This window comes from Beggiatoa leptomitoformis (genome assembly GCF_001305575.3).
Taxonomy (GTDB): domain Bacteria; phylum Pseudomonadota; class Gammaproteobacteria; order Beggiatoales; family Beggiatoaceae; genus Beggiatoa; species Beggiatoa leptomitoformis.
Genome location: NZ_CP012373.2, coordinates 1,565,181 through 1,582,131 on the forward strand (window position 1 = coordinate 1,565,181; position 16,951 = coordinate 1,582,131).

Consider the following 16,951-nt stretch of genomic DNA (forward strand, 5'->3'; position numbering starts at 1 on the left):
TTATTTCGCTAATTGAACTAATTGTTCGCGCACTTTCGCTGGCACGACTTTGATAAATTCGCCTAAATCTTCCATTAAACGTTGTTGTACGCCTTGTAAGGTTTGGGCTTCTAATTGGCAACCTGAACAAGCACCAATCATGTTGACATAAACAGTATTGCCTTCAACATCGACTAATTCAATGTCGCCACGGTCGCGTTGTAGTTGTGGGCGTATGGCTTCTAAGACGGTTTCAATACGACGCATCCGTTGTACATTGGTCAATTTTTTACCGCTAACAGGTTCAGCAACAAGAGGACGTGCGTTAAAGTCGATGGTCTCGCCTTTTTCTGCCCAAACTTGAGCGATAATTTCTTCAATCTTTTCATGGCAAGCAGAGCAACCGCCGCCCGCTTTGGTGTAGTTGGTGACATCAGGCACAGTACGTAAGCCATTGGCACGCACGGTTTCTTCAATCAACACCGCATCAATAGCAAAGCATTTGCAGACTAACGCGCCTTCTTCATGGTCATCTTTCCATTCAATACCACGATAGTTAGCAACAGCGGCTTGTAAGGCTTCACGACCCATGACGGAGCAGTGCATTTTTTCGGGGGGTAAACCTTCTAAAAAGTCGGCAATATCTTGGTTGCTGACTTTAACAGCTTCATCTAAGGTTTTGCCTTTGATAATTTCAGTTAAGGCGGAGGAAGAGGCAATGGCTGAGCCACAACCAAAGGTTTGGAAACCTGCATCTAAAATAACTTCGGTTGCGGGGTCAACTTTTAAACTTAAACGTAACGCATCGCCACAGGAGATGGAACCCACCTCGCCAATAGCATTCGCGTCTTGGACTGCCCCAGCGTTGCGCGGATTAAAAAAATGTTCTTTGACTGTTTCAGAATAGTCCCACATGGATAAATCTCCTGCTTAAAAATTCAAGTGCTTAATCAATAAACCAACATTTTTATTAATATGTCATTGGTTTGGAGTAAAAACGGCAATCTCTGAAATATTCTCTACGCCTGCAACCGTTTAAAAGACGAGAGTTTTATTATTCGTTTTTTTAAAATAGGCAGGTAACCTGCCTTTCGTAAGTCTATTAGTGTCCAGCTGAAAAAGAGCTACCACAGGCGCAAGATGAAGTTGCATTCGGGTTTTCAAATTTAAAGCCTGAACCATCAATACTGTCGACGAAATCAATCTTCACGCCCGCTAATAAAGGAACGCTGATGGGGTCAATCAATACTTTAACGTCGTTACCGCAATCAATAACGGTGTCGTCAGCACCTGCATTTTCTTCTAAACGCAAACCGTATTGAAACCCAGAGCAACCGCCCCCTGTAATCATTACCCGCAGTCCTGCAACACTGGTATCAGAACCTTTGATGAAACGCCCGATGGCTTGAACTGCGCTGTCTGTCAATGTAATCATGTGTTTTTCTCCGTTTGGCATATAGCTTGCGTTAAAATTGCTGTCTTTGAATTAGCAAGCGTTGTGCCACTCAAAAAAATATCATTTTACTGCTTGTTTTTATTATATTTTATAGGATGTTTTTTGGGTGTATTGAATGTAGCAAAGCGTACTTGTCAGGTATTTTGTAGCAAATGCCACAAACCCTTAATAAAAACAAGGTTTTTAATTAATTTAATCCCTTGTATTGTATTCTCCCTCTCTCTCAGAAAAGGAAACCTTAATTATGAGTTTAAGTTATTTGCAAATGGGCGATATTGTGTATGCGGCTGTGGATATTCATAACGATGATGAGGGCGGAATTCCTGTATTAGAAGCAGGTGAGTTGATTGCTACAGCGGGAACTCGTGGGGTTGTGGTGAATATAGGTCATGCCGAAGAAGACCCAAAACAAAAGTTACTGCTTGTCCGTTTTGAATTACCTGATAGTAGTTTGGGCGCGCCAACTGGCTGTTTGCCCGAAGAAATTGCGACAGAAAAACCCGTATTTGGTAGTAGGGAATAATAATCATGTCTTTGACCGCCGATGATGTGTTAGAAACCATTAATACTTTGTTGCATTCTGAGGGTTTGTCTGTCACAAGTAACCAATTACATCTTCAAATTGTTGGGGATTTATTTGAAGAGCATGATAATGGTGATGAGTTTGTAGGACAGGTACTACAGCAGTATCAAATCAGAACACAGGGTTGGATTGATATTGATACAGTGCAAGAGTTAATTGATTTTATTGTGAATCAGAAAAAAGCTTGAAAAATATATGGGTGCGAATTTGTTTCGCACCATTTAACCGAACTTGATGCTAATTGTGTATGTCTGGGCTAATGTTTGTCATTGTACTAACGATTACGGCTATCCAATTTATTAACATCATGGATTTCATGATGATTATGCCATTAGGTGCGGATATTGTAACAGGATTAAATATTGCGACAGCACAAATGGGCTTGATTGGTAGTGTTCATAAAGGTGCGGCGGCTTTTTCGGCGTTGTTTTGTATTTTTGTGTTAGATAGGTTTTCCCGTCGACAAGCAATGCTTTGTTCTTTAGCGGGTTTGTTAAGTGGTATTGCAATAACCGCTTGTGCAGAGAATTTATATAGCCTGTTATTGGGACGATTAATTGCGGGCTTATTCAGCGCGCCCGTAACAGCACTGGCTATCGCGCTAGTTATCTATCATATTCCTGCGCAACGACGGGGATATGCGTTAAGCGTGGTGATGACAGCGTTTTCTTTAGTCACGATTGTAGGTATTCCCGCGAGCTTAGAGCTTGCCCAACTGGAATATTGGCGATTGCCATTTTTTATTTTATTTGCGATGGGGTTATTTGTACTTTTAGTTGCTTATCGTTATCTACCTCGTCAATGTGATATTTTTAGGGTGAATATGACATTTTCCTTGTTATATACTCAATTTCGCCAAAAGTCAGGGTTACTATATCTCACTACTGCCTTAACAATGTTCACAGGGTTTTTGCTCATTCCACATTTATCAATTTACTTACAATATAATCTTGCTTATCCCCGAGAGTCTTTGGGTTTCTTATATTTATGTGGTGGTATTGCTAGTTTTCTTGCAGTACAAAGCAGTGGTTATTTGGTAAATCGTGTTGGTTTTCCGTTGTTAGCGTTCTGTGGTTCATTATTATTACTATTTGTGCTGTATCAAGGCTTTTTAAATAGTCCGCATTCCAGTCATATTTTACCCTTGTTTGTGGGTTTTATGGTTGCGCTTGCACTGCGTAATGTTGCAACAACTAATTGGGTAGCCCAACACAGTGCAACGACACGCTGTAGCGGATTTATCGCACTTAATGCAGCCATTCAGCATATTGCTAGCGCGCTCGGCAGTTTATTTTCTGGTTATTTACTCCATCCGTTACCAACGGGAGAACTCGTTGGTATGCCTATCGTTGCGAGTATAGCCATGCTAACCGCTAGCACATTGCCAATTCTTATCTGGCTCAGTTGCTACCGTGATGCACAGCGTCTTGTTACCTTGCCTTATTTACCCTCACAGGAAAGAATATGCCCTTAATGGATTGGAATGACAGTTATTTTCTCGACTTGCCTTTATTAGATGAGACACATCAAGAATTTGTTGCCCTTGTGAATAAGGTGCATGATGCCAGTAATGCTGAATTTAAAGCTTTATTTGCTGAGCTATTGCAGCATACGCAGGCTCATTTTGATAAAGAAAATGCGCTGATGATTGAAAGTAAATTTTCACAACTGGGCGAACATAATGCAGAACATCAGCGGGTGTTAAATGAGTTAAAGCAGTTTCAACAACGGGTTGATAAGGGCATGATTAGCTTTGGACGGGCTTATATTAAGGATAGATTGCCAGATTGGTTTGCATTGCATACAAAAACCATGGATAGCGCATTGGCAATGTATTTACAGAAGAGAAATGTTTAATTAAACAATGAGATGTATTTAGCCCTTTTAATCCCCTCATTATTCATAAGGGTTTAAAAGGGTGTTACTTTAATTCTATAACCTACTGTTTATAAAGTTAGTTATAGTTAAGTTCCTGCTATTTTTCTCCGCGTAAGCGTTTATCCTCTTCTTCTGCTTTTTTCAGCGCGTCATCCATTTCTGTGGTTGTTAATGGATGATAATCATTGTCATACATTTCTTCTGCTTCTTGCCGTTGGCGTTTTTTCTTTAACACTAACCGAGAAATAAATAATCCAATTTCAAACAAAACCAACATAGGCACTGCGAGTAAAGTTTGTGAGATAACATCAGGCGGCGTGAGAATAGCACCAATAATAAATGCACCAACGATGATATAAGCACGTTTTTCGGTTAAATGTTCGGGGGTAATAACTTCTAACCAAACTAATACAACTGTTATAACAGGGACTTGAAAAGCAATGCCGAAGGCAAAAAAGACGGTTAGAATAAAATCTAAATAACGTCCAATGTCTGTCATCATGGCAACACCATCAGGTGTTGTTGATACCATAAAGCTAAAAATCATTGGAAAGACAACATAATACGCAAATACAGCCCCAATATAAAACAACAGTGTGCTAGAAACCAGTAAGGGGAAAATGAGTTCTTGCTCATGTTTGTATAAACCGGGTGTCACAAATGCCCAAAAATGATAGAGAATAAGAGGAATGGCGAGAAAAATAGCCAGTACCAATATCAGCTTCATGGGTGTAAAGAAGGGCGATGCGACATCTATGGCTATCATTTGCGTTCCCATTGGCAATAGGCTAATGAGCGGTTTCGCAAAATAGGCGTAAATATTATTGGAGAAGGGCAGAAGTATTGCGACAATAATCCCAACACCCAAGATTATTTTTAGCAAGCGGTCGCGTAATTCAACCAAATGCTCGATAAATGGCATTTCTCCGCTAGGCGGTGGCGTTTGACTCATGGTGTGTTAGTACGTTGTTCAGCAGGTTTATCAGCCGTTGGTGAAAGTGTGTCAGAGACAGCGGCAACGGTATCCGTTTTGATAGGTGTAGCAGGGGCGGGCATCGCGGAGGCATTGAGTGCATTTTGTAAGTCAGACGTTGTTTTTCTTGTTTCTTCAACAAATTGTTGTATGCTGTTCTTTTCTACCTCTTTGAGCGTTTGTTGCAATTCCTGCAATTTTAGTTCTTTATCTACCTCATCTTTAATAGAACTAACAAAGCGGCGCATTTTTCCAATCCATAGCCCTGCCGTTCTTGCTGCACCCGGTAGTTTATCTGGACCAATCACGATAAGCGCGATGACACCAATAAGCACCAGTTCCCCAAAACCGATTTCGAACATAATGGGTTAGACCTTGTTTTGTTCTTTAGTATTGCTGGTTTCTTTTTCTGTCACTTGTCCTTCAATTACGCGTCCCTTATCGTCAATCGTTGGTGCAATGTTGGTTTCTTTTTCACCTTCTTGCATGGAGCTACGGAAGTTTTTAATTGCCGCGCCTAAATCACCACCGATATTGCGTAGTTTTTTTGTTCCAAATAAAACAATGATAATGGCGAGGATAATTAATAATTGCCAAATGCTAACACCCATTGTAATGCCTCAATGTTTAGTAAAATAATTTTGTTAAAAAAGTTGGGGGCTTGTGTTCCAACCACCCAGTAAATGAACATGTAAGTGAAATACTTCCTGTCCGCCCGATTTACCTGTGTTGATAATTGTACGAAAGCCGTCTAATCCCATTTTCTTTGCGAGTATGGGTAATAACTTCATGAGGTGTGCCATCAATTGATCGTGCTGGTTTTCTATTGTGAACAAATTTTCTATATGTTCACGTGGCACAACAAGCAAATGAATCGGTGCTTTCGGGTTTATATCTTTAAAAACGACAACATGTTCATCTGTATGCACTAAATCAGCAGGAATTTGTCCTGCAACGATTTTGCAAAAAAGACAAGTGGGTTCAGTATTCATATTGTCCTCAATGTTGGTTACGATTGGCTTTTTCTTCAATCCCTGACAGTCCAAAACGGCGGTCAAGTTCGTCTAATACGGCTTGTGGGTGTAGCTCTTGGTGTGAAAGCAACACCAGTGTATGAAACCATAAATCGGCGACTTCATAAATAAGTTGTGTTGGCTCGCCATTTTTTGCTGCAATCACCGTTTCGGTAGCTTCTTCACCAACTTTTTTTAATATGCTGTCTAACCCTTTAGCATATAAACTAGCAACATAAGAACTTTTTGGGTCTGCTTGTTTGCGCTCGTCTAAAATAATGGCTAAACGGTTTAATAAATTGTCTGTCATGATACAAGAATCAACGTGATGGAAGTGTGAAATTTTGTAAATAAAGATACTTATGGATGTCGTTCATAATGCGATAAAATATTTTGCAAGCGTTGAACCGTTTTTGAATTAGTTTTTACCTTTCCTGAAAAAATATCCTGTGCGGTATAAGGCAAACCATATAAACCTTGATTACCTGCGGGGTCTATGTCTAAAAGAGCCCCTTCTAAAGAGACACCTGCAAACACGCCTTGACTGCGAGAATAGGCATAACTAGCCGCCCGAAAATCAGTTGATGCATTAATACCCGCACCCACAATGCCAACCGACATGCCAATATCTGCACCTAGTTTAAATTTGCCCTGTTCAATTTGGCGAATGCTATCACGTTGCATAAAAACGATAACAATATCGCTCGCATTTGCCCCGATTTGTAAGCCAATGCTGCCACTGGCAAGCGTGATAAAAGAAGGATTTGTCCAGATGCCATTTTTATCCCGTATTAGCATAACCCCTGTTCCACCACTACCACCTATAATAAAAGCAACACGTAATAGATTCGGAATAATCACAATCGCTTCGGCTTCGCGTAACAGTGCAGATGGTAGGTTAATTTCTATTTGTTTGTAGGATTCTTCCATAATGACCGCTGATTTTAAAACAATGCTATTCGCTTCTATAGCACTGACAGAACGCTCATAGAAGTTACGATTAAAATCATCAGCTTGTGCTTGATTAATCAGCATAATTATGCTGAAGAAAAGACCTAAAATAGAATAAAGGTTCATAAGTTGACCTTAACGATAAATCGTTTGTGGGTCTTTTTTCACAGGTTCAACTGTTACCCACTGATTATCTTGTAGTTGCTGAAAGAAGCAATGATGCCGCCCTGTGTGACATGCAATTCCCCCTAACTGCTCAACTTTCAACAAAATTACGTCATTATCACAATCCAGACGTATATCTTTTAATTGTTGTACATGTCCTGATTCTTCGCCCTTAAACCAAAGTTTGTTCCGTGAGCGTGACCAGTACACTGCACGTTTTTCTGTTACCGTTAATTGCAAGGCTTCACGATTCATCCATGCAAACATTAACACTTGTCCTGTGCTTGCTTCTTGAGTAATAACAGGGACTAAACCTTGTTTATCCCATGCAATTTGTTCTAACCAATCTGTTAATACATTCATTTTAAATAGGGTAGGGTTTCTATATCTAGCCCAGTGACATGGGCGATTAGCTCTAAAGAAAGTCCTTGAGCCTGCATATTACGCGCAATTTCTAGCTTTTCTTCGTGCCTTCCTTTTTGATATTCTGCCTCTTTTTCTTTCTGCAAGGCACTTTCTAACGCATATTCATCTTTAATTTGTGCGCGATCTTGTGGAGTGAGTCCCTCTTTTTCTATGAGTTTTAAAACCTTTAGAATCTCAGGCTTGTGATAGATATGCTCATCGACTTTTTCATCTAAACTGTCTTCGATTGCCATTAGCCATTCTTGATAAGGCGCAGGTATTTTCTCAGAAATATGTTTAGGCGATAAATATACAATTTTATGTGCTATTTCTCCCAAGCCTTTTCCTGTTACATAGTCAATTGGGTCAAAGTAAATGGTAGAAAATGCAGATTTGTGTGCATTATTGCTGGTTAAGACAACAATTGTGAAAACCTGCAATTCTGGCGTGTAACTTTTTGCATTGCTGATTTGTTCTAGCATTGCTGCGCAGTGATGGTGTAAAAATTGGTCATAGTGGTCGTTGTAATAACGGTGTTGTATATCCACAATCACTCGATTTTTTTTATCTTCTGCATATAAATCAAACCGTGAATCGACGTTGCCTATCAGTGGAGTAAACGACTTTTCAGTTTCGACTTTGTCAATTTCTAAGTCTATATCAAGAAAATCCTTGACAAAGGCTTTAAAGATTTCTATATCGCAAAAAGCTTTTTTGAATATTACGCCATAGCGTAAGGAGGCGACTTGTTTCATGATTCACTCGTTGTGTGACATCGCTTAAAGTCTAACTTCAATTCCTTCTGCTTGCATGGCTTGTTTAGCTTGGATAATGCTGTATTCCCCAAAATGAAAAATACTGGCTGCCAATACAGCATCGGCTTTACCTAAGGTGACACCTTCAACTAAATGTTGCAAATTGCCAACCCCACCAGAGGCAATAACAGGCACACTCACTGCGTCACTGAGTGCGCGAGTGAGTGCTAAATCAAAGCCGTTTTTTGTGCCATCTCTGTCCATACTGGTCAGTAGGATTTCGCCAGCCCCAAAAGCAGCCATTTTTTTTGCCCATGCCAATACGTCTAAACCTGTCGCTTTGCGTCCACCATGGGTAAATACTTCCCAGCGCGGGCTTTCGCCTATTTGACTAACTTGACGAGCGTCGATAGCAACAACGATACATTGTGAGCCAAAATGTTCACTGGCTTCTTGTACAAATTCTGGATGGGTAACAGCGGCGGTGTTAATGCTGACTTTATCCGCACCGGCGTTAAGCATACGGCGGATATCTTCTAGCTTGCGAATTCCGCCCCCAACGGTTAGCGGAATAAATACTTGACTAGCAACGGCAGAAACGACATGTTCTATCGTATCGCGTGCGTCGGAACTTGCGGTAATATCTAAAAAAGTGATTTCGTCTGCGCCTTGTTCATCATATCGGCGGGCAATTTCTACAGGGTCGCCTGCATCACGAATGTTGACGAAATTAACTCCTTTGACAACGCGCCCCGCGTCCACATCTAAACAGGGGATAATGCGTTTTGCTAAACCCATGATAATATTACTCGTTAGTAGTGTGTGTTGGTACACACATTAAAGGCGGGCATAACTGTCAGCAACCCGTTGTCCTTCAGCAAAATCTAATGTGCCTTCATAAATTGCTCGCCCTGTAATCGCCCCCATAATGCCTTCTTTTTCCACAGCACAAAGCGTGTGAATATCGGTAAGGCTGGTAATGCCACCAGAGGCAATAACAGGAATGGTCATTGCGCGCGCAAGAGCAACTGTTGCGGGGATATTAACCCCTTGTAACATACCATCGCGGTTAATATCCGTGTAAACAATCGCGCTCACGCCATCTTGTTCAAACTGTTTAGCTAAATCAATCACATCGTGATGGGAGAGTTTTGACCATCCTTCGGTTGCTACCTTACCATCTTTTGCATCTAAGCCGACAATTATATGATTAGGATATGCAAGACACATTTCAGTAACAAAATGTGGTGTTGTTACGGCTTTTGTGCCGATAATCACGTATTTCACACCAACATCTAAATAGGTTTGAATCGTTTCCGCATCACGAATGCCACCGCCAACTTGCACAGGGACTTCAGGATAGGCTTTAACAATTTGATGTACAACATCAGCATTAACAGGACGACCTGCAAATGCGCCATTTAAGTCGACAATGTGTAGTCGCCGTGCGCCTGCGGCAACCCAACGTCCCGCAACTTCAACGGGGTCATTAGAAAATACGGTATCATCTTCCATGCGTCCTTGTCGTAAACGCACACATTGACCATCTTTTAAGTCAATGGCTGGTATGATTAACATAATAAATTCCTCAACAACGCGATAACTTGTTGGTTTTAGATGATGGTTGATGGCGCAATTGCCGATATTGTGTTTCAACCTGCGAGAAAGTGCGTGATTATACCTTAAGCACGATGTAATTTTAAAATTCAGCAATGGTTGGCGAGAATGTCTATTTGACGCGCTAGTCGGTGGTAAACGAGTGCGTTTCTGGTTATCGCACGTTAAAGAAAGTAACTTGTTGTTGTAAATGTTGGGCTTGTTGACGCATTGCTTGGCTTATGCTGTTAGCTTCTTCTACTAAACTAGCATTGTATTGTGTGATTTCTTCCATTTGATTAACCGCTTTATTCACTTGTTGAATACCTTCGGCTTGTTCTTGGCTCGCAATCGTAATAGTGTTGATTAATTCACTCACGGTTTGCACGGCTGTTGTAATATGTTGCAACGTTACCCCCGACGCATTAACGATTGTTTTGCCTTCTTCAATTTGTTCTACACTGTCCTTTATAAGTATTTTTATTTCTTTGGCGGCTGTTGCACTACGTTGGGCTAAATAACGGACTTCGGCTGCAACCACACTAAAACCACGTCCTTGTTCCCCCGCGCGTGCGGCTTCAATCGCCGCATTCAATGCCAATAAATTTGTTTGAAAGGCAATATCATCAATCACTGTAATAATTTCTGTAATCTTTTGACTGCTTTGACTAATGTTCTGCATGGCATCAATTGCCGTGTTCAACACGGTTTTACTTTCATTTGCTAATTCACGGGTATCCATCACCATCTGATTAGCGGTTTTGGCATTTTGTGCATTTTTTTGGACAGAACTGGTCATTTGACCCATGCTAGCGGCTGTTTGTTGTAGTGCTGCTGCTTGTTGTTCCGTCCGCTGGCTTAAAATTTCGTTGGATTCGCCAATTTCTCCTGCGGCATTATTAACGGTGTCCGCCGTTTGTTGGATGAGCAGAATAATATTTGTTAGCGTGTTAACTGTACGGTTTAAATCGGTTTTGAGTTTTGCAAGTGAGCCTTGATAATCTTTTTCTATGGTTTTATTTAAATCGCCAGCGGCTAACGCGTTAAAAACACTGTGTAATTCTTCAATTATTTGTTGAATATAATTTAACGTTTGATTAACAGCAATGCCCAGTGTTTTATAAAAGCCATCTTTGCTCGTTAAATCTACACGTTGGCTAAAATCGCCAGATTCTGCGGCACGCATAACACGATTCACTTCTTGTTCTATGGCAATATCAGCCGTTCTATCGCGCCATTCTGTTACCCAACCAAGTCTGTCGCCTGCCGTTGTAAAAACAGGGCTGATAATTACTTCTAGGTGAATTCGTCCAATAATCAGTGTTGTGTGATGGGTGTTTTCTAGGGCTTCTAATCGTTCCCGCTCATGGGTAGGGAATAAATCACTGGTATTATTGAGTAAGGTTTTACTGGTGAAGTTGGGGATGCGTTCCCGCAAAACATTTTCTAAATTGTTAAAAAGATGTTGTGCAGATTCATTAAAGTAGATGATACGGTGTGTATTATCGGTAATGAGAATATTAACAGCCGCTTTGTCTAAGGCTTGGTTAATCCGTTGTGCAGCTTCGTTACTGAGGCGTATCGATTCATAAGTTGTGTATAAGTTATCGCGCATTGCATTAATAGAAAAAGCAATTTTTCCAATTTCATCTTCACCAAATGCGGGCAATCGTTCGGTAAAGTTGACTGCTTGCGAGAGGAGCGTATTCAGTGCTTTGAGCATTAAACGGGTGGGATTAACAATGGTTTTTTTACCAAACCAAATGGCAATGATTGCAACGACAAGACATAAAACCAGTGCGCTTAATAGGATGATTTTTAAATAGTGTATTTTTTCTTTTGACGCTATTTCTAGTGCTTCACCAGCATGTTCTGCCGCGTTAAAAATAGTTTGCCAACTACCGCTAAGTACTGAAATTGAATCGTAAAAACTATCAGCAAGAATATCAACTTTAGGGTCTAACAAAATAGTTAAATTTTGTTGTACATGTTCCCATAGTTGTTTAACTTCATTGAGTTTTCCCATGCTATAAGTATCAGCAGGCGGTAAAAAGATGGTATTACCATCATTGTCTGGTACACCGCCCCCCATTTGTAAGGCGAAAAGGCTTTGTTGAAATAAAGTCCGCATGTCATTTAATCGTTGACGACGTTCTGTGACAGAGGAGGAGCTTTCTAATGCTAAGACCATCGCATTGGTTTCATTTTGAATTTTAACAATTAGCACTAGCTGACGACTGGCAATATTGAGTTGTTCTGCATCGGTTGATTGGCTATCAACCACATAAAGCGTGCTAACAACGGTTGTTAGCATAAACAAAACGAAACAGCTCACAACTAGAATGAACTTGTTTTGCATACTGTTAGAGATGAAACGCATTGTTTGTAATGCTCCTGAGTAAGTTGTTTATGCTAAGGCCTTGGATAGGGGCGAATAAATTCGCACCCCATTTTCAGTTAAATAGCATAATATTGATTTAACGAATACCAACAAACCGTTGTTTAATAACTTTTTGCCCGTCGTCAGATAAGGTCCACTCTAAAAAGGCTTTTACTTCCCCTTGCGCTTCGCCTTTTGTGGTGAAATATAACGGTCGTGAGATGGGGTAGTTAGGATTTTCAACGGTTGCAATTTGTCCATCAATCTCCAGTGGTTTAACCCCTTTTGCATCTAGCAGAAAGCTAAAACTAATTTGTCCAATCGCACCCCGTTCTCGTGCTACAACGGGAGCCATTCGTCCATCAGGCGTAACGACTTCAACAGATTGATAACTCGAATTATCTAAGATAGATTTAGCAAAAACAGAGTAAGTAGCTGAGGTTTCTTTAACGACATAGGGTTTAATCGGTAAGTTTTCACCGCCTACTTCTGACCAGTTTTTGATTTGCCCTGTAAAAATCCCTTTAAGCTGTGCCTTTGTGAGGGATTTAACGGGATTATCTGCATTGACTAACGCGGCAATTGCATCTTTTGCAATCAGTGTCGCAACAACACCATTGTCTAAAAAACGTTGTTCTACCGCACGGGCAACACCGCCTAAATCGCAAGTGTTCCGTACAGCGCATTGTTCTCCGCCCGCACTTTCTGGTATCGTATTGATTTTAAATGAACTAATAGCATAAACTTTGCTGGCATCTTCTAAAAACTTGCCAATGGTGGATGAGCCTTCATAGTTAATCACGCCTGCGTGGGTTACTAAAGGAACTGTGAGTAGTAAACCTAAAACGAAGTTACGCTGATTCATCGTATTTATCCTCGGTTGTTATATGTTATTACACCACCACTGCCAAAAGTCTCGATAAGCACGCCATAATGAAGGGAACAAATCGAAATCACGTCGTTTTAACAGTAGTATGGATTTTAGCGTGAAACGCAGAAGACTGACAAAAAGTAGATGATACGGATGAAAACGAGCGGTATATTTTAAAGTGCTTAAATTCTCGTAGTAATTCGCACGTTGTAATTTTTGACGGTCAATTTTTTGTCCCGCGCCAATTGTGGCACTGCCTTTGTGGTAAACCCAGCTATTTTTGCACCAATCTATTTGATATCCTGCCTTTTTTAGGCGTTGGCTATAGTCTAATTCTTCATAAAATAAAAAATAATCTTCATTCAATAAACCAACTGTTCGTAGAATATCCGCCCGAAAAAATAGGGATGCTCCAAAAATATAATCGAGTTTAAGGACAGGATTAAGTTGCATGAGTTGTTGCACATCCATGCGTGAATAGAAGGGAACAACATGGCTAAGCCAAGGATAATATTGACATCCACCTGCACATTGCACTTGTTGCCTCTGGGTGTAATCAATAATTGTACTTCCCCATAACGCAATGTCTGGGCGTGCTGTTGCACAAGTTAGCAAGGCATTTAGTGCTTGTGCTTCTATTTGAGTGTCATTATTGAGCAACCAGATAAAAGAGCTATGCCCTACTGTGAGTACATAACGAATACCAACGTTATTTCCGCCCGCAAACCCTAAATTTTTACCTGTTTGCAGTAGTGTTATAGGGGGTAAATGTGTTGGAAAAATACTGATGGGTGCTTGTAAAACGAGCCATTCATCGGGTGAAAAATTGGTTTTAAGCCATGTAGTGAGTTGTGTAATGGAATCATCATTTGAGGCATTATCACAAATAATCAGGGAAACATGGGTTGTAGAAAGATGACGTAGTGATGTTAAACAGGCTAGTGTGTCGCGCCAATTGTTCCAATTTAAAATGATGATGCTGGTATGTGGCGGGGAAATATCAGCGTGCATATTTATGCCTGAAGAATCAATTGCATATAAACGGGGTTTTTACCGTAACTGTGTAATGATTTATTCAGTGTTGCAGGTTGAAATCCTAATTTTTTCCAAAAGTGGGTTGCATTTTGAATGGCTACTAAGCTGAAGAAATGCATGTTATTTTTTACTGCATAATCTGATAAGTAGTCAAAAATCATGCGTCCAATACCACGCCCCCTTGCGATTGGGCTAATGGCTAAATCATGAATAAAAAGTCCTGTGGCTGTTGGGCAGTGCGTTAATGCGGTAAACAGAGGCGGTGCGCTATTTTTGTCCCAAGGATGGGCTAGACAATAAGCAATGATTTGTTGGTTTTCTTCAGCAACGATGCAAGTTTCTGTAGATACAAGCCATTTGCTTTGTAGAACATGCACAGATTCTGGTTCAATCTCTGAATACGATTCGGCTTGTATGTGCAAAATTGCTTGCCAATCACACGCTATAATTTCTCGGATTATTATCATAATTTATAAAAAATTGTCATGATGATACCTATAGAAGAGGTAAGAAAATAACTGTTAATCTGATTATTTTGCTAGTTCATACCAGCATATAAGGGGATGTTCAATAATGTTAAGAAAAGTTATTCATCACTTTTTGATGGAAAAATAACATAATCTTTGTTGGGCGCGCACATTAAAATAGCTCATTAATACGAGTGATGCGTTACACAACATTAACGCAGTCTGCGCCAATTTATTTTAATTTTTACAATCGGTCTATTTTTACTCTCAAACGCATGAATCATACATTATTTTCTGCTGCTTATAATTGCTTACAAGCGACTGACCCAGCTGTTAAAATTCAATTAAGTCGTGTAACAGCCGAACAATGGCACACAGGGCAATTGTCCTTGCTTGATGATACACCTGTTCTCCCCATTACAATGGCAGGACATCCGCCACAATTAAAATTAGTTCATCCTCGGGCTGTGCCTAAACGAAAAATGCAAACGCCAGAAGGACAAATTGCGCTACTTCATGCAATTGCTCACATTGAATTTAATGCGATTAATTTAGCATGGGATGCGGTTTATCGTTTTCGCCAGTTGCCCTGTGCATTTTATGCTGATTGGATAAAAGTTGCTGTAGAAGAAGCCTACCATTACGAATTGCTCAGTATAGAACTTGCAAAACGGGGTTGTTGTTATGGCGATTTACCTGCCCATTCGGGATTGTGGGACATGGCAGTGGAAACGGCAGAGGATGTTTTGGTTCGTATGGCATTAGTGCCACGGGTGTTAGAAGCAAGAGGTTTAGATGCAAGCCCTTACATCATTCAGCGGTTGCAACAGGCGGGAAGTGCTGACTTGGTGACAATCTTGCAGATTATATTGCATGATGAAATTGGACATGTCGCAATTGGTACACGTTGGTTTCAACATTTTTGTGCTGAACGTGGGCTTTTACCAACAGAAACCTTTCTGCAACTGCTAAAAAAACACTACACGGGAAAAATACATGCCCCTTTTAATACAGTAGCGCGTTTAGCCGCAGGTTTTAGTACGGAAGAATTATCCCTTTTAGAACAATTGTGAATAAAAAAATGAATAATAGATAATATTGCTCAATGCGATAGCATCCAAACTACTATTGCAAGTAATCTACTGTTGATTAGACAACATTTGCGGGAATTTTGACAGTCCGCATAAAGTGCGTTAACTATATGTTTTTACAGTGTGATATGCTTTACTTCAAACAGGATTGTGTCATAGTGCATTACACGATGTTAGCGCACTCTATAGTTGCCACTTTTGTAGATAGTTTAATTCATTTTAGCCTTCTCTAATCCTTGTTAGTCTTAAGAATATTGCTGTGGATAATGCTTATATCGATGCCAATTTATTTAATACCAAAATAACAATAGAGAAAAACCCATTCTTTACCAATAGGGACTAATTACGATAGGCTGTTAGCCCTTCTTATTGTCGGTTAGAATCACTATTTCACATTGTCCAGTCTGGAGAATAAACAATGTCACAACAAAAATATCGTCTGGTAACCCGTAGCGATTTTGACGGGCTTATTTGTGCTGTTTTGCTGAAAGAAAAAGAGTTAATTGGTGAAATTAAGTTTGTTCATCCAAAAGATATGCAAGACGGTAAAATTGAGATTACCGACCAAGATATTACGACAAATCTGCCTTATGTCACTGGCGCACATCTTGTGTTTGACCACCATCTGAGTGAGACCTTACGGAATAAGAATCGCCCTGCTAATTATATTATTGACCCTCATGCCCCGTCTGCGGCTCGGGTTGTCTATAATTATTATGGTGGAAAGGCAACATTCCCACACATCAGTGAAGAAATGTTAATGGCTGTGGACAAAGCAGATTCGGCACAGTTTACGCGGGAAGAAATTTTATTCCCTAAAGATTGGGTATTGTTGAATTATCTGATGGATCCGCGAACAGGTTTAGGCCGTTTTAAAGAGTTTCGTGTGTCTAATTATGAACTGATGATGAATTTGATTGATTATTGTAAATCACATACCATCGCCGACATTTTAGCATTACCCGATGTGCAAGAACGGATTGAGTTATATAAAGAACATCAAAAAGAATCCATGCACCAAATTGAAAAGTGTGTCAGAACACATAAAAACTTAGTTGTTGCTGACTTACGTCATGAAGGGGAAATTTACGCTGCGAATCGTTTCATCATTTATGCGATGTATCCTGAATGTAATATTTCTATTCATGTGTTATGGGGTTTACAAAAACAGAATACAGTGTTCGCTGTTGGTAAATCCATTTTAGACCGCTCTTCTAAAACCAACATTGGCGAGCTTATGTTGCAATACGGTGGTGGCGGACATGAAAATGCAGGAACATGCCAAGTTCCTAATGATGATGCTGAACGGCTATTGCAGGAAATTATAAGTAAAATCAATGCTGATGGTTAATT

22 protein-coding genes are annotated in these 16,951 nt (G+C 40.2%); 6 read left to right on the forward strand and 16 right to left on the reverse strand.

All coding sequences use genetic code 11. The annotated features are described in order from the left end of the window. Both nifU and AL038_RS06520 read right to left on the reverse strand, forming a co-directional pair. Complete coding sequence (nifU, locus tag AL038_RS06515) at positions 1-894, reverse strand: Fe-S cluster assembly protein NifU (RefSeq protein WP_062150677.1); 894 nt, start codon at positions 892-894, stop codon at positions 1-3. Positions 895-1,081: 187 nt separating this feature from the next. After that, a complete protein-coding gene (locus AL038_RS06520) occupies positions 1,082-1,414 on the reverse strand; it encodes a HesB/IscA family protein (protein ID WP_062150680.1) in 333 nt (110 codons plus the stop codon). 265 nt (positions 1,415-1,679) lie between these two features. On the opposite strand from AL038_RS06520, the gene AL038_RS06525 reads away from it, so the two are divergent. The 4 genes from AL038_RS06525 to AL038_RS06540 are packed head-to-tail and all read left to right on the forward strand — an operon-like array spanning position 1,680 to position 3,875. Next, complete coding sequence (locus AL038_RS06525) at positions 1,680-1,958, forward strand: nitrogen fixation protein NifZ (protein ID WP_062150682.1); 279 nt, start codon at positions 1,680-1,682, stop codon at positions 1,956-1,958. A gap of 5 nt (positions 1,959-1,963) precedes the next feature. Then, positions 1,964-2,206: a hypothetical protein gene (locus AL038_RS06530; RefSeq protein ID WP_062150685.1), complete on the forward strand. Its 243-nt coding sequence runs from the start codon at positions 1,964-1,966 to the stop codon at positions 2,204-2,206. Between the two features lie 59 nt (positions 2,207-2,265). Beyond that, positions 2,266-3,492 carry an MFS transporter gene (locus AL038_RS06535; protein ID WP_083991452.1) on the forward strand — a complete coding sequence of 409 codons (1,227 nt, stop codon included), beginning with the start codon at positions 2,266-2,268 and terminating at the stop codon, positions 3,490-3,492. Further along, the gene (locus AL038_RS06540) at positions 3,483-3,875 is read left to right on the forward strand and encodes a bacteriohemerythrin (protein WP_062150691.1); all 393 of its coding nucleotides are present in this window, start codon (positions 3,483-3,485) and stop codon (positions 3,873-3,875) included. Before AL038_RS06535 ends, AL038_RS06540 begins: the two co-directional genes overlap by 10 nt. Before the next feature lie 118 nt (positions 3,876-3,993). On the opposite strand, the gene tatC is transcribed toward AL038_RS06540, so the two are convergent. The 14 genes from tatC to AL038_RS06610 all read right to left on the reverse strand — a co-directional run bounded on the left by tatC (position 3,994) and on the right by AL038_RS06610 (position 14,507). Beyond that, complete coding sequence (gene tatC, locus AL038_RS06545; RefSeq protein ID WP_062150694.1) at positions 3,994-4,848, reverse strand: twin-arginine translocase subunit TatC; 855 nt, start codon at positions 4,846-4,848, stop codon at positions 3,994-3,996. Continuing rightward, the gene (gene tatB / locus AL038_RS06550; protein ID WP_062150697.1) at positions 4,845-5,231 is read right to left on the reverse strand and encodes a Sec-independent protein translocase protein TatB; all 387 of its coding nucleotides are present in this window, start codon (positions 5,229-5,231) and stop codon (positions 4,845-4,847) included. Before tatB ends, tatC begins: the two co-directional genes overlap by 4 nt. Positions 5,232-5,237: 6 nt before the next feature. Next, a complete protein-coding gene (gene tatA, locus AL038_RS06555; RefSeq protein WP_062150700.1) occupies positions 5,238-5,480 on the reverse strand; it encodes a twin-arginine translocase TatA/TatE family subunit in 243 nt (80 codons plus the stop codon). A 33-nt stretch (positions 5,481-5,513) separates the two neighbouring features. Continuing rightward, the gene (locus tag AL038_RS06560; RefSeq protein WP_062150703.1) at positions 5,514-5,861 is read right to left on the reverse strand and encodes a histidine triad nucleotide-binding protein; all 348 of its coding nucleotides are present in this window, start codon (positions 5,859-5,861) and stop codon (positions 5,514-5,516) included. 7 nt (positions 5,862-5,868) lie between these two features. Further along, on the reverse strand, positions 5,869-6,192 hold the full coding sequence (locus AL038_RS06565; protein WP_201800134.1) for a phosphoribosyl-ATP diphosphatase: 324 nt from the start codon (positions 6,190-6,192) through the stop codon (positions 5,869-5,871). Between the two features lie 50 nt (positions 6,193-6,242). Continuing rightward, positions 6,243-6,959, reverse strand: coding sequence for a lipid-binding SYLF domain-containing protein (locus tag AL038_RS06570; RefSeq protein ID WP_083991453.1), 717 nt, complete (start codon positions 6,957-6,959; stop codon positions 6,243-6,245). A gap of 9 nt (positions 6,960-6,968) precedes the next feature. After that, positions 6,969-7,361 carry a phosphoribosyl-AMP cyclohydrolase gene (gene hisI, locus AL038_RS06575; protein WP_062150713.1) on the reverse strand — a complete coding sequence of 131 codons (393 nt, stop codon included), beginning with the start codon at positions 7,359-7,361 and terminating at the stop codon, positions 6,969-6,971. Then, on the reverse strand, positions 7,358-8,158 hold the full coding sequence (locus tag AL038_RS06580; protein WP_062150716.1) for a hypothetical protein: 801 nt from the start codon (positions 8,156-8,158) through the stop codon (positions 7,358-7,360). Before AL038_RS06580 ends, hisI begins: the two co-directional genes overlap by 4 nt. Before the next feature lie 24 nt (positions 8,159-8,182). Then, positions 8,183-8,956, reverse strand: coding sequence for an imidazole glycerol phosphate synthase subunit HisF (gene hisF, locus AL038_RS06585; protein ID WP_062150719.1), 774 nt, complete (start codon positions 8,954-8,956; stop codon positions 8,183-8,185). A 39-nt stretch (positions 8,957-8,995) separates the two neighbouring features. Next, positions 8,996-9,736 (reverse strand): 1-(5-phosphoribosyl)-5-[(5-phosphoribosylamino)methylideneamino]imidazole-4-carboxamide isomerase, encoded by a 741-nt coding sequence (gene hisA, locus AL038_RS06590; protein ID WP_062150723.1) that lies wholly within the window; start codon positions 9,734-9,736, stop codon positions 8,996-8,998. Positions 9,737-9,929: 193 nt separating this feature from the next. Next, positions 9,930-12,068, reverse strand: a complete 2,139-nt coding sequence (locus AL038_RS06595; protein WP_161575443.1) for a methyl-accepting chemotaxis protein — start codon at positions 12,066-12,068, stop codon at positions 9,930-9,932. Between the two features lie 163 nt (positions 12,069-12,231). Continuing rightward, entirely contained in the window at positions 12,232-12,999 is a 768-nt protein-coding gene (locus AL038_RS06600; RefSeq protein WP_062150730.1) for a PstS family phosphate ABC transporter substrate-binding protein, read from the reverse strand. 18 nt (positions 13,000-13,017) lie between these two features. Then, on the reverse strand, positions 13,018-14,016 hold the full coding sequence (locus tag AL038_RS06605) for a glycosyltransferase family 2 protein (protein WP_062150733.1): 999 nt from the start codon (positions 14,014-14,016) through the stop codon (positions 13,018-13,020). Between the two features lie 2 nt (positions 14,017-14,018). Then, positions 14,019-14,507, reverse strand: a complete 489-nt coding sequence (locus tag AL038_RS06610) for a GNAT family N-acetyltransferase (RefSeq protein WP_062150736.1) — start codon at positions 14,505-14,507, stop codon at positions 14,019-14,021. Positions 14,508-14,782: 275 nt separating this feature from the next. On the opposite strand from AL038_RS06610, the gene AL038_RS06615 reads away from it, so the two are divergent. Both AL038_RS06615 and AL038_RS06620 read left to right on the forward strand, forming a co-directional pair. After that, complete coding sequence (locus tag AL038_RS06615; protein ID WP_062155392.1) at positions 14,783-15,580, forward strand: ferritin-like domain-containing protein; 798 nt, start codon at positions 14,783-14,785, stop codon at positions 15,578-15,580. 436 nt (positions 15,581-16,016) lie between these two features. Then, a complete protein-coding gene (locus AL038_RS06620; protein WP_062150738.1) occupies positions 16,017-16,949 on the forward strand; it encodes a DHH family phosphoesterase in 933 nt (310 codons plus the stop codon). The last annotated feature ends 2 nt before the right edge of the window (positions 16,950-16,951 follow it).

Excerpts from the sequence above, each read along its gene's own strand:
- nifU (WP_062150677.1), bottom strand. The coding sequence starts at position 894 with ATGTGGGACTATTCTGAAACAGTCAAAGAACATTTTTTTAATCCGCGC.
- AL038_RS06520 (WP_062150680.1), bottom strand. The coding sequence starts at position 1,414 with ATGATTACATTGACAGACAGCGCAGTTCAAGCCATCGGGCGTTTCATC.
- AL038_RS06525 (WP_062150682.1), top strand. The coding sequence starts at position 1,680 with ATGAGTTTAAGTTATTTGCAAATGGGCGATATTGTGTATGCGGCTGTG.
- AL038_RS06530 (WP_062150685.1), top strand. The coding sequence starts at position 1,964 with ATGTCTTTGACCGCCGATGATGTGTTAGAAACCATTAATACTTTGTTG.
- AL038_RS06535 (WP_083991452.1), top strand. The coding sequence starts at position 2,266 with ATGTCTGGGCTAATGTTTGTCATTGTACTAACGATTACGGCTATCCAA.
- AL038_RS06540 (WP_062150691.1), top strand. The coding sequence starts at position 3,483 with ATGCCCTTAATGGATTGGAATGACAGTTATTTTCTCGACTTGCCTTTA.
- tatC (WP_062150694.1), bottom strand. The coding sequence starts at position 4,848 with ATGAGTCAAACGCCACCGCCTAGCGGAGAAATGCCATTTATCGAGCAT.
- tatB (WP_062150697.1), bottom strand. The coding sequence starts at position 5,231 with ATGTTCGAAATCGGTTTTGGGGAACTGGTGCTTATTGGTGTCATCGCG.
- tatA (WP_062150700.1), bottom strand. The coding sequence starts at position 5,480 with ATGGGTGTTAGCATTTGGCAATTATTAATTATCCTCGCCATTATCATT.
- AL038_RS06560 (WP_062150703.1), bottom strand. The coding sequence starts at position 5,861 with ATGAATACTGAACCCACTTGTCTTTTTTGCAAAATCGTTGCAGGACAA.
- AL038_RS06565 (WP_201800134.1), bottom strand. The coding sequence starts at position 6,192 with ATGACAGACAATTTATTAAACCGTTTAGCCATTATTTTAGACGAGCGC.
- AL038_RS06570 (WP_083991453.1), bottom strand. The coding sequence starts at position 6,959 with ATGAACCTTTATTCTATTTTAGGTCTTTTCTTCAGCATAATTATGCTG.
- hisI (WP_062150713.1), bottom strand. The coding sequence starts at position 7,361 with ATGAATGTATTAACAGATTGGTTAGAACAAATTGCATGGGATAAACAA.
- AL038_RS06580 (WP_062150716.1), bottom strand. The coding sequence starts at position 8,158 with ATGAAACAAGTCGCCTCCTTACGCTATGGCGTAATATTCAAAAAAGCT.
- hisF (WP_062150719.1), bottom strand. The coding sequence starts at position 8,956 with ATGGGTTTAGCAAAACGCATTATCCCCTGTTTAGATGTGGACGCGGGG.
- hisA (WP_062150723.1), bottom strand. The coding sequence starts at position 9,736 with ATGTTAATCATACCAGCCATTGACTTAAAAGATGGTCAATGTGTGCGT.
- AL038_RS06595 (WP_161575443.1), bottom strand. The coding sequence starts at position 12,068 with ATGCTAACAACCGTTGTTAGCACGCTTTATGTGGTTGATAGCCAATCA.
- AL038_RS06600 (WP_062150730.1), bottom strand. The coding sequence starts at position 12,999 with ATGAATCAGCGTAACTTCGTTTTAGGTTTACTACTCACAGTTCCTTTA.
- AL038_RS06605 (WP_062150733.1), bottom strand. The coding sequence starts at position 14,016 with ATGCACGCTGATATTTCCCCGCCACATACCAGCATCATCATTTTAAAT.
- AL038_RS06610 (WP_062150736.1), bottom strand. The coding sequence starts at position 14,507 with ATGATAATAATCCGAGAAATTATAGCGTGTGATTGGCAAGCAATTTTG.
- AL038_RS06615 (WP_062155392.1), top strand. The coding sequence starts at position 14,783 with ATGAATCATACATTATTTTCTGCTGCTTATAATTGCTTACAAGCGACT.
- AL038_RS06620 (WP_062150738.1), top strand. The coding sequence starts at position 16,017 with ATGTCACAACAAAAATATCGTCTGGTAACCCGTAGCGATTTTGACGGG.